Raw genomic sequence first — 10569 nt, 5'->3', positions numbered from 1 at the left:
ACTGGATTAAAGCTCAATTGGACCTGTTCCACAATTGGGCCGGCAATTATATTTACCAGCAACGTAACGGCGAATTTATAGACGGTGCGCCTATACTCGAAACCCGCCAAGCCGATGCAACGTTCATGGGCTATGAAAGCAAACTGATCTTCCCGTTGATGCAAAACCGCTTCGGGGCGGTTGATTTAACATTGTTCAGCGATTTTACCAGGGGCCGGTTCGTCGATAGCCGCGATGTGCCGCGCATGCGCCGTTGCGTTTCGGTTTCCAAATCGACCACGGCAAAGGCGAGTGGAATACCAATCTGCGCCTAACGCGCGGCGAGGCCCAGACTCATGCGGGCGACAACGATACCGCCACGGCCGGGTATTTGCTACTGAGTCTCGGCACGCAATACCAAGTCCTGGATTTGCACGGCGCGGATGTGATGGTGTTTGCGAAGGCCAATAATTTGCTGAACGAAAATATCCGAAACTCTACCTCTTACCTGCGGAATTTCGCGCCGGAGCCGGGGCGGGGCGCTGAGATTGGCTTTAGGGTGAGTTATTAAATAAAGCCTCTTTATATTAGCCTGATTCAAGCTTAGTGGAGTTGGTCTACGCAATTCTTCAAATTTATTAATAGCTCCCGATGGTTATTTTCAAGCTCCAAATGTCGTGCAACGAAAAGCTGTTGCGCGACCTGCAAGGCTGCTGATGTTTCTCTTTGTAACAAAAATTCGGTCAACACGCTCAATAATGATCAAAACCGCTCGAGCTCCGCTTTAGCGGTATCCAGCTTGAATTATGGTTAGTGTTATGCCGGCGGTAAGTTTTGAAGCGTAAGCCAGCGTTTTTTATTTTTCTTTCAATATCTTGCAAAGTTATATTTCATCCTTATTCCCTTCGGCATCGCTGGAAGTTTTTGTATCGGATAAATAACCTTTATAAATTGCTGGTAGTTATCGATATAGCGTGGATAATTACCGGAGAAGTTTTAATGCCGCCGATAATTTACGTTTCACCGGATGCGTATGCGAAATCAGTTCTGATTCAAAAATGCGGATACGCGCCAAAACGTTTTTTATCTTGACTCTCTGTAGCTCCGCTGGAGCGTCAAAAGCAATAATGAAAAAGCAAAAAACCTCAAACAACAACCGTACATTAAAAATTTTATTTGTCGCTTGGTTTTTATACAGTGCGGGAATACTTGGCTGGACGGCGTTAAACGACACGACACGGCCGCATTGCCTGATTTTGGAAAATAATGGTGGATAACTTTTATGGCAACAATTAATGAAGAAGTTTTATTAAAGCCGATTCGAACTCAAGTCGATCGAATTATGATTATCACGCTTGGCGCGTTGCTATTCATTTCAATCGGTATCGGTTGGTTTTATGACGCGTTGCTGATGGCGCTTTTAATCAGCGTCCCTGCGTTTATCGTGCCGTTATTAATTTGGCGGGTTGCGGCAGGCTCGTTTTTACTGCGCCTGGCAATTGCGACAGCGCTGGTTTTCAATGTTGCGATTCATATTCAAGCCAGTCACGGTTTAATCGAAATGCACTTTGGCGTTTTTGCGGTTTTGGCGTTTTTGCTGGCCTATCGCGATTGGCGCGTCATTGTTTACGGCGCGGCGTTAGTGGCTGTACATCATTTAGTTATAAATTTCCTGCAAGCGGCAAATTACAACATTTGGGTATTTAGAGACGGCGCCAACTTCGGTATCGTGATTCTTCACGCTGCATTTGTGGTGTTTGAATCGGTGATTTTGGTCTTTTTGTGTTTGCAATTTAAAAAAGAATTAATACATCTGGCAGTGCTGGCAGAGATTGCGGAACGGATTGCCGACGGTGATTTAAGCCAGAAAATTATCGAAGAAGATGAAGATTTTGTTAGCGTGCTTTTACATTCAATGGAGCGTATCCAAAACACGCTTAATAATTTCATGCTTGCTCAGCAAAACTTAGCTGAAAGACACGCACAGGGTTTTATCAGCGAGCGAATTGACATCACTGAATTATCGGGCGTTTATGGGAAAATTGCGAATGAAATTAACAGCTTAGTTGATACGCACATTGCGGTAAAAATGCAGGTGGTTGACGTAATTACTCGTTATTCGAAAGGTGATTTTTCTGTTGACATAGAAAAATTGCCCAATGAAAAAGCTAAAATTACCGAAGCTGTCGATAACGTTAAAAAAACATTATTAAGTATCAGTGATGAAATTAACGCGCTGGTCAATGCCGTGGCGGCAGGGGATTTTTCTAAACGCGGCAATGCCGGGAAATTTGGTTACGTCTTCAAAGACATGATTAACTCGTTAAATATATTGATTGAAACCTGCGCTAGCGGTTTTACGGATATTGAACGGCTGTCAAATGCGCTGGCCCAAGGCGATTTAACACAGGTCATTGAAAAAAAATATCCGGGTACCTTTGGTAAAGTTACTAACGGTATGAATAGCACGGCAGAAAATCTTAAATCGCTTATTAACGAGATTAAAGACTCCGTGGATACAATCGACGCTGCTTCCAAAGAAATTTCAGCGGGAAATAATGACTTGTCGCATCGCACCGAAGAACAGGCTTCGAGCATAGAACAAACAGCGGCAACTATGCACGAATTAACTTCAACAGTGGAGCACAACAGCAAAAATGCAAAGCAGGCAAATGAATTAGCCTTGGGGGCGACTGAAATTGCGAATAAAGGGGTTGCAGTTGTCCAAGACGTCGTTCGTACGATGGAAAATATCAATGAATCGTCGTTACGTATTGTCGATATTATTTCGGTGATTGACGATATCGCCTTTCAAACCAATATCTTAGCGTTAAATGCGGCTGTTGAGGCGGCGCGAGCCGGCGAGCAAGGTAAAGGTTTCGCGGTTGTGGCAACCGAAGTTCGTGACTTGGCACAGCGTGCGGCAAATGCGGCCGGTGAAATTAAACACTTAATCGATGATTCGGTAGAGCGGGTTGCAGGAGGTAGCAGGCAAGTCGCTGAAGCCGGTCAAACCATGCAAGACATCGTGCGCGCCATTCGAAACGTGACGGCGATTATCGGTGAAATTGCCGGAGCATCGACCGAGCAAAGTTCGGGAATTACACAGATTGGGCAAGCTATTTCATCAATTGACGAAGCGACGCAGCAAAATGCGGCGTTAGTTGAACAAGTTGCGGCGACAGCGGAGTCTTTGGAATCGCAAACAGACCATTTGGCGGCAGAGATGGCTCATTTCAGAACGGGAACTAATCAATAAGATACGGGTAATAACGCTATACCTGTAGAGAAATTTGGAGTTGTTGTCGATAGCTTGTTAAGTCGGGCATACTGTTTATGCCCGACGTTTACGCTCTATCGGCGAACTCTTTTCCGGAATTTAATTACACGGGCTGGAATCGCTAGTCATTTTGTCTCGCAGTTTTGAAACTGGCCGACGCTCCCAACAATCCGACCATAAAGAAAGCCGTGCTGACCAGCGTGAAACGCAGATTCGCTTCCTGAATACTCATGTCTCCGGTCGCGTAAAGCATGATAATCACGGCAACCAATCCCCAGCTAATGAAACGTAATACGGCGGCTGCGACCAGTTTACCTAGAGCTTCCGATTCATTGACCGGCGTGTCCATGCGGTAAGCGACAAAGCCGCACATCAGCGCCGGCAGAATGCCCCAGCGCATATGTTGTATGAAGCTTTGCAGAAAATTGAAATGCTCTTTGTAGTAAGTCAGCTCAAGGATCAGTGCCGAGGCGCCGGTGCTGACAATGAAGCCCATGATCATCATTGTCATGTAAAAGCCGTAATAACGGTCGGATTGCTGGCGTTGGTGCCTGAACGTGAATGTCCGCGAAACAAAGACCAGCGCTATCGGCAGCACATAGATCAGGATAGCGTAGGCGATCCAGCGCAATGTTGCATAATCGAAATGCGCCAGTGGCTGATCGGGAAACAGGAACGCATTGTGCAGTGAGACCGAAATTTCCCGGCCGACCATGATGCCGACAGCGGTGGCGGCGGTGAATAGCAGGATGTATTTATAGGTGTGTTTCAGGCGAGCCTCATTGATGTTGCCGCCGAGCTGCTTTACGGTTGCCCATATCTCGTTCTCGCTTGCGCTGCCGAATACGACCAGTGAGGCGAGCAGGCGGCACAGTAAACCGGTCAGGTGGTCCAGTTCCTTTAGCAGTTTGACTGTCTTGGTATAGTGCGGTTCCGCTTCTTTCCAGACGGCCACTTTTTCCGACATCGCATTATAGGAAATGCAGATTTCGCCCCATTTTAAAGAGGGTTCGTTGAAAAAACGGCGATAGGATTGTTGATCAGCGTAGTTCTGTATCCGGTCGAACAGCAAACAATTATGAGCCCATTTGTATTCGACCGTGGTGCTGGATTTTTCGAAATCGCCGGGGTCGATGCTCGGCACCAGCAGGCGATTATTGATTTGCGCTTTCAGGCTATCGTCGACTGCCGATAAACGCGAGCTAATCAGCGCGTTATAGATCTCTACCGCCTTGGTCGGGATTGCGAAAGCGTCATGAAGGCTGTCTCGCAATATCAGCAAAGGATTGAATTTGTTTTCCCACGCGATCAAAAAAAGAAATAGCCCGGCGACAATCAACGGGATTAGGGTTTTCCCGTCCAAGCCATTCAGAAGATTCACCAGTTCCCCTGAGCGCAGGCTTTTTACGATTAGCGTGATCAGCGGTTCCAACGGCAGCCATTGCCAAGTCAGCAGACAATAAAGCGAGGCTATAAATAGGCAGTACGATGCGGTTCCAATCCAGTAGGTGCTTCGGCGGCTAAAGTATTCGGGGAGCGTCGGTTCGTCGCCTAGCTGAATCCGGCGTTTTTGGAATGACCGGTAGGCGAGGAATAATGCGGCTGCGGTTCCCAAAAACTGCACTGCGAGGTTGATCAAGAGTTCGATATTCATTGTGGCTGCTCTATGTATTAGGTCCCGCCTGAATTAGCGAGTTGCGGGATTGAGTGTTTGTATTATAGCAGGCATAGTACGCCAAAGTTTCTTCCTTGCTTTTTGGCGAGGAAGAAACAAAGCCATTTATATGACCTTTTTCCGAATAACCAATATGAATCGTTACCAATTGCCCCCGTCCGCTAAAGTCATTGAGCGGATTCCCGTCTATATCATCAGCGGTTTTCTTGGCAGCGGAAAAACGACTTTGTTGAACCGTTTATTGAAGCATGCTCCCAAATCTGCCGTTATCATCAATGAATTCGGTGCTACACCTATCGACCAACAATTGTTGCGCGAGCATAAAGTGCCGTTATCCACTTTGGTTGGCGGCTGCTTATGCTGCCAAGTGCGAGGTTCGTTAACGCCGTTGCTTAAAAATCTACGCATGGCTTGGGAGTCCGGTGATAGGGCTTTCGAGCGTGTGATCATCGAAACCAGCGGCATTGCCAATCCCGAACCGGTGCTGGACATTTTGTTAAGGGAACGCTGGCTGGCTGCGCGTTATGGTTTGCAAGGCGTGATTGTCACGGTTTCAGCGGGCATGGGCTCTGATCATTGCGACCGTTTTCCTGAAGCCCTGGCGCAAATTGCTTGGGCGGACACGCTGGTAATGACGCAGACCGATTTGGCAACAGCCGAAGTTATTGCAAATCTGGATGCGCGATTGACGGCTTTGGCTCCTGCCGCAATCCGGCTGACCGCTGTGCAAGGCGAGCTTGATCCCGATGTTCTGCTCAATGTTCCGAAAAAAATCCGGCGGCTGCGAGACGCTGAGTTGCCTGATTTACCCGGTCATCGATTTAACAGCTTCACTTTGCAGTTTGAGCACCCGCTGTCTTCGGACCGGCTATACAAAATGTTGGAATACCTGATTGCCGATTATTCAAAACAACTGGTCCGCTTAAAAGGCATGGTTTATACGCCTGGGCAAAACGAGCCGTTGCTGGTGCAGGGAGTGGCCGGAAAGCTTTATCCGGCGATGCGGCTGCCGGTCAGAGCTACTGATGACGGCGTTGGGCGGCTGGTTATTATTACTCTGGGTGAAGTAAAAGGCTTGGCGGAAGACCTGAAAGCGCAATTACGATAAATAAAAAATAGTTAACATTGCTTGAGCTTTCATATGAACAAGACGGCAATCGCGAATTTCAGGATATTAACGGGTCTTTATTTAACATGGCATTGGATAGTGGATTATTTTCTATAATTTTGATTTTAAAAGTGATTTTTTTATTAGCTGCCGGTGTTGCGGTAAAAAAGTAAAGTTAAGTCATATTTATTCTTGACAGAATAATATGATTTTATAAAATATGCAGCTCGAACTGCGGAGCGGTAGTTCAGTTGGTTAGAATACCGGCCTGTCACGCCGGTGGTCGCGGGTTCGAGCCCCGTCCGCTCCGCCATCCTTACGGCAACATTTTCTGCCGGTATAAAACCCATCTAATAGTTCTGAGCTTGTCCGGTCAATATTTTGAATGTCGGAACGCCTCCGTATCGCTTATTTAATATCCCGACTGCTTTTTGTTCGCGTAGCTTTGATGTTTGCCGCTAAGCCGTGAATATCATTATTTAAGATAATCACCGGAGTTATACGGTAAAATTGTCTTTTTATCTCAATTTCTAAATGACCAACAGGCTACCCGTACCTCGTATTGCATTAACGCCCGGAGAACCCGCAGGCATAGGTCCCGATCTTTGTGTCCAGCTTGCACAGCGGGACTTGCCTTGCGAGATCGTCGTGATAGCCAGTCAGCAATTATTGGAACAGCGCGCAGTTCAATTGGGTTTGCCGATTCAATTTAGAGAGTTTGACGGCGCGTTGCCTGCCAACGCCCAGGTTGCCGGATGTGTGACGATATTACCGGTGGAGCTGGCAGAGCCGGTTCAATCTGGAAAGCTGAACTCGGCCAATAGCCGCTATGTGTTAAAAACCATCACTAAAGCGACCAAAGGCTGTATGGATGCGGTTTTCGATGCGATGGTTACCGGACCTGTCCATAAAGGCATTATTAACGATTCAGGCCTGTCTTTTAGCGGACATACCGAGTTTATCGCGGGCATTACCGGAGGGCATCCGGTAATGATGTTGGCAACGCCGGGTTTGCGTGTGGCGCTGGCGACTACGCATCTGCCGCTGTCGGAGGTCAGCCGGGCCATTACTCATACCCGTTTACGGACGGTTATTCGAATTCTGGATCATGATTTGCGTTCCCGCTTCGGCATTGCCCATCCGAAAATACTTGTGTGCGGGCTTAATCCTCATGCCGGTGAAAACGGTCATTTGGGTAAAGAAGAAATCGATATTATCGAGCCGGTGCTCGACAGTTTTCGCAAGCAGGGCGTGATTTTGCAAGGCCCGTTGCCGGCGGATACGCTGTTCACAGACAAATACTTGGCTACCGCGGATGCGGTATTGGCGATGTATCACGATCAGGGCTTGCCGGTGCTTAAACATATGGGTTTTGGACAAGCCGTCAACATTACGCTGGGATTGCCAATTATTCGAACTTCGGTTGATCACGGTACGGCTTTGGATCTTGCCGGTAGCGGCAAGGCGGATTTAGGTAGTTTACAGTTTGCATTGCAAACCGCATTAACAATGGCTGCACAATAAATGGCACATACTCCGCGCAAGCGTTTCGGTCAGAATTTTCTCCATGACCACAATATTATTCAAAATATAATCTCCAGCATTCAGGCCGCGTCCGGTCAGCACTGGGTTGAAATTGGGCCGGGGCAGGGCGCGTTGACCGAGCCGTTGTTAAAAGAGAACGTGCGGCTTGACGTGGTTGAGCTTGACCGGGATTTGGTGGTTTTGCTGAGGGAAAAATTCAAGCAATACCCCGATCTGCAAATTCACAGCGCGGATGCGTTGAGGTTTGATTTTTCATCGCTGGCTGGCGAGGGGCGGAAACTGCGCGTTATCGGTAATCTGCCTTATAACATTTCGACGCCGTTGATGTTTCACTTGCTGGATAACGCTTATTGCATTGAAGACATGCACTTCATGTTGCAAAAGGAGGTCGTTGACCGGATTTGCGCGGTTCCCGGCAGCAAAAAGTACGGCAGGTTAAGCGTAATGATGCAATATTATTGCTCAACCGAGCTGTTATTCGATGTGCCGCCGGAAAGTTTCGACCCGGCGCCGCAGGTGATGTCGGCTATCGTCAGGTTAATTCCGCATCTTCAGCCGCCCGTTATGGTGGATAACGTGGTCAAGCTTAACCGGGTTGTGACTCAGGCGTTTTCACAGCGTCGTAAAACGTTGCGAAATTCGCTGAAAAAATTGATTGAAGAGGAAGCAATTGCCGCTTTGGGAATTGATCCAACACTAAGGGCTGAAAGCATATCGCTGGCTGAATTTGCGCGGTTAAGTAATCTGCTGCAAGATTAACCGCAAGAAGACGGCACGCGGATGATGCGGATTAGACTGATTTAAACGGATTTCTAAAAGTGGCGCCAGTTGGTTGTCATATGCTTTTAGTCCGTGTTTATCCGTCTAGTCCGTGTTCCATATCAAACAGAAAAGCTCTCGCCGCAGCCGCAGGTGCCTTTGGCATTCGGATTGTTGAACTGGAAAGCTTCGTTAATGCCTTCCCGGCGGTAATCCAGTTCTATGCCGTCGATATATTGCAGGTCGTTTGCGGCCACGATGACTTTGACGTCGAAATTTTCAAATACCGCATCGCCTTCATTTAAAGCGTCGGCATAATCGATTGTGTATGCATATCCGGAGCAGCCTGATTGTTTTACCCCGAGCTTCAAGCCCAGGCCTTTGCCGCGCTTTTCCAGTTGTTTTTTGATTTGCCGGGCGGCGCTTTCGGTTAACGATACAGACATAATGACCTCTTTATCCTTTTTCGATTAAGGATTTTAATTGTTTAATAAATTCTGAAATTTCAGTTTCGGTGTTGGCTTTTCCCAAGCTGATGCGAATTGCACTTTTTGCCTTACGAGGGCTAATTCCCATCGCGGCCAAGACCGGACTGGGTTCTCGCTGTCCGCTGGCGCAGGCTGAGCCGCTGGAAACCGCGATATTTTTCTGATCCAGTTGCATCAGCAGCATTTCGCCGTCAATGCCGTCAACGCCCATCTGCACGGTATTCGGTAAACGTTCCGCTTGCCCGGAAAAAATAGTCAGGCCGGGAATAGCGCTTAAGCCATGCTCTAATTGTTTTCTAAGGTTTAGCAGGTGTGCGCGGCGTTCGGCAAGCTCGGTTTTGGCGAGTTCCGTCGCCATGCCAAAGCCAACGATTGCAGCGACATTTTCGGTTCCGGCCCTAAATCCTTGTTCTTGTCCGCCGCCCAGTAAAACAGGTTTGATTTCCACGGATTTGTCGAATACCAGCGCGCCGCAACCTTTCGGGCCGTAGATTTTGTGGCTGGACAGCGACATCAAATCGACGCCGAGCTCGCTGAAAACTACCGGGATTTTACCCAGCGCTTGCACGGCGTCGGTATGAATTTTGATGTCGTGCGCTTTTAGCCGGTCGGCATAGTGAGCAATATTTTGGATTACGCCGGTTTCATTGTTGGCTAGCATGATCGAAACCAGTCCGGGTTTTAACTGAATAACCCTGTCGATCGCATCTTGCGTGATTAAGCCGTTGGTATCGACATCAAGTAGTGTAAGCTCATGCTCCTGAATTTTTAAATGCAGGGCCGGTTCGATAACAGAAGGATGCTCAATGGCCGATACGGCAAGCCCCGCCCGAGGGGCGAGCGTTGCCAATGCCAAATTATTGGCTTCCGTGCCGCCGCTGGTAAAAACAATTTGCCCCGGCTGAACGCCAAGCAGTGCCGCAAGCTGCTCGCGAGCTGCATTTACGGCGCTGGCGGCGACTCTGCCGTGACGATATAGGCTGGAAGGATTGCCGTAAAATGTTTTTAGAAACGGGAGCATCGCGTCCAGGACGCGATCGTCTATCGGCGTGGTTGCATTATGATCAAAATAGATCATTCAAACCGGGTGCTAGTCTGGATGGCGATAAATTTCAATGGCTTGTTGTGCATCGTGATGCTGTCTCATCGCAACCTCCTGAACTTGGTTTCTTTCTAACAGGTCGGCTAAAGAAATGCCCTTCAAATAATCTTTGATCTGCTCACTCAAGCCCATCCACAGATCATGGGTCAAACAAGCCTGATCTTTTTGGCAATTGGCTTCTCCGCGGCATTTGGTTGAATCAAGCGGTTCGTTGACGGCAGCGATAATATCGGCGATATTGATATCGCTGGCTTTACGGCACAGTTTGTAACCGCCGCCGGGGCCTCGCACGCCTTTTACCATACCTGCACGGCGTAACCGGGCAAATAGTTGCTCCAAATAAGATAAGGAAATGGTTTGGCGAGCCGCGATATCGGTCAGGGTTACCGGCGTGGTCTGACTGTGAAAAGCCAAATCCAGCATTGCAGTAACCGCATAGCGGCCTTTAGTTGTTAAGCGCACAGTAATGTCCTCTATAAATACCGTTAAAGCTGAGTTGAGCGGCTCGTCCGCTCAAACGAAACTTATGCCCTTTGGGTATAAGATAGTGTTACTATACTTAACCTAGCAAAATAGTCAACTATTAAACCCTTAATGGATGCAGGTTTTTATTCAAACGAGGCTATTTTTCTT

Annotated in this window: 10 protein-coding genes, 1 tRNA gene and 1 pseudogene; 8 read left to right on the top strand and 4 right to left on the bottom strand. The window is 48.0% G+C overall.

The window, feature by feature from the left end; all coding sequences use genetic code 11:
• From EKO24_RS23110 to EKO24_RS06155, 4 genes and pseudogenes are all read left to right on the top strand, one after another.
• Nucleotides 1–314, top strand: a pseudogene (locus tag EKO24_RS23110) (hypothetical protein); the annotation flags it as partial.
• The gene (locus EKO24_RS23105; RefSeq protein ID WP_241674413.1) at nucleotides 254–550 is read left to right on the top strand and encodes a TonB-dependent receptor; all 297 of its coding nucleotides are present in this window, start codon (nucleotides 254–256) and stop codon (nucleotides 548–550) included. The pseudogene EKO24_RS23110 and the gene EKO24_RS23105, both read left to right, overlap by 61 nt.
• Before the next feature lie 556 nt (nucleotides 551–1106).
• Nucleotides 1107–1256: a hypothetical protein gene (locus tag EKO24_RS22335; protein WP_154671581.1), complete on the top strand. Its 150-nt coding sequence runs from the start codon at nucleotides 1107–1109 to the stop codon at nucleotides 1254–1256.
• 365 nt (nucleotides 1257–1621) lie between these two features.
• The gene (locus EKO24_RS06155) at nucleotides 1622–3238 is read left to right on the top strand and encodes a methyl-accepting chemotaxis protein (protein WP_277752496.1); all 1617 of its coding nucleotides are present in this window, start codon (nucleotides 1622–1624) and stop codon (nucleotides 3236–3238) included.
• A 142-nt stretch (nucleotides 3239–3380) separates the two neighbouring features.
• Here EKO24_RS06155 and EKO24_RS06150 read toward each other — a convergent pair whose 3' ends face one another.
• The gene (locus tag EKO24_RS06150; protein WP_127027152.1) at nucleotides 3381–4913 is read right to left on the bottom strand and encodes a hypothetical protein; all 1533 of its coding nucleotides are present in this window, start codon (nucleotides 4911–4913) and stop codon (nucleotides 3381–3383) included.
• Nucleotides 4914–5067: 154 nt separating this feature from the next.
• Between EKO24_RS06150 and EKO24_RS06145 the strand changes: the two genes are divergently transcribed.
• From EKO24_RS06145 to rsmA, 4 genes are all read left to right on the top strand, one after another.
• Complete coding sequence (locus tag EKO24_RS06145) at nucleotides 5068–6042, top strand: CobW family GTP-binding protein (RefSeq protein WP_127027153.1); 975 nt, start codon at nucleotides 5068–5070, stop codon at nucleotides 6040–6042.
• Nucleotides 6043–6278: 236 nt separating this feature from the next.
• A tRNA-Asp gene (locus EKO24_RS06140) sits at nucleotides 6279–6355 on the top strand.
• A 221-nt stretch (nucleotides 6356–6576) separates the two neighbouring features.
• The gene (gene pdxA / locus EKO24_RS06135; protein ID WP_127027154.1) at nucleotides 6577–7566 is read left to right on the top strand and encodes a 4-hydroxythreonine-4-phosphate dehydrogenase PdxA; all 990 of its coding nucleotides are present in this window, start codon (nucleotides 6577–6579) and stop codon (nucleotides 7564–7566) included.
• Nucleotides 7567–8346 (top strand): 16S rRNA (adenine(1518)-N(6)/adenine(1519)-N(6))-dimethyltransferase RsmA, encoded by a 780-nt coding sequence (rsmA, locus tag EKO24_RS06130; RefSeq protein ID WP_127027155.1) that lies wholly within the window; start codon nucleotides 7567–7569, stop codon nucleotides 8344–8346.
• Nucleotides 8347–8468: 122 nt separating this feature from the next.
• Here the strand turns inward: rsmA and EKO24_RS06125 are convergent, their stop codons facing one another.
• From EKO24_RS06125 to iscR, 3 genes are read right to left on the bottom strand one after another with little or no spacing between them, the layout of a single operon-like run.
• Nucleotides 8469–8792, bottom strand: coding sequence for a HesB/IscA family protein (locus EKO24_RS06125; protein WP_127027156.1), 324 nt, complete (start codon nucleotides 8790–8792; stop codon nucleotides 8469–8471).
• Nucleotides 8793–8802: 10 nt separating this feature from the next.
• The gene (locus EKO24_RS06120; protein WP_127027157.1) at nucleotides 8803–9912 is read right to left on the bottom strand and encodes a cysteine desulfurase family protein; all 1110 of its coding nucleotides are present in this window, start codon (nucleotides 9910–9912) and stop codon (nucleotides 8803–8805) included.
• A gap of 12 nt (nucleotides 9913–9924) precedes the next feature.
• A complete protein-coding gene (gene iscR / locus EKO24_RS06115) occupies nucleotides 9925–10398 on the bottom strand; it encodes a Fe-S cluster assembly transcriptional regulator IscR (RefSeq protein WP_127027158.1) in 474 nt (157 codons plus the stop codon).
• Nucleotides 10399–10569: the final 171 nt, after the last annotated feature.

It is taken from the genome of Candidatus Methylobacter oryzae, assembly GCF_003994235.2.
Classification (GTDB): Bacteria; Pseudomonadota; Gammaproteobacteria; order Methylococcales; family Methylomonadaceae; genus Methylobacter_A; species Methylobacter_A oryzae.
The sequence above is the reverse complement of the archived record's forward strand: the minus strand, read 5'-3'. Positions and strand labels throughout refer to the sequence as shown.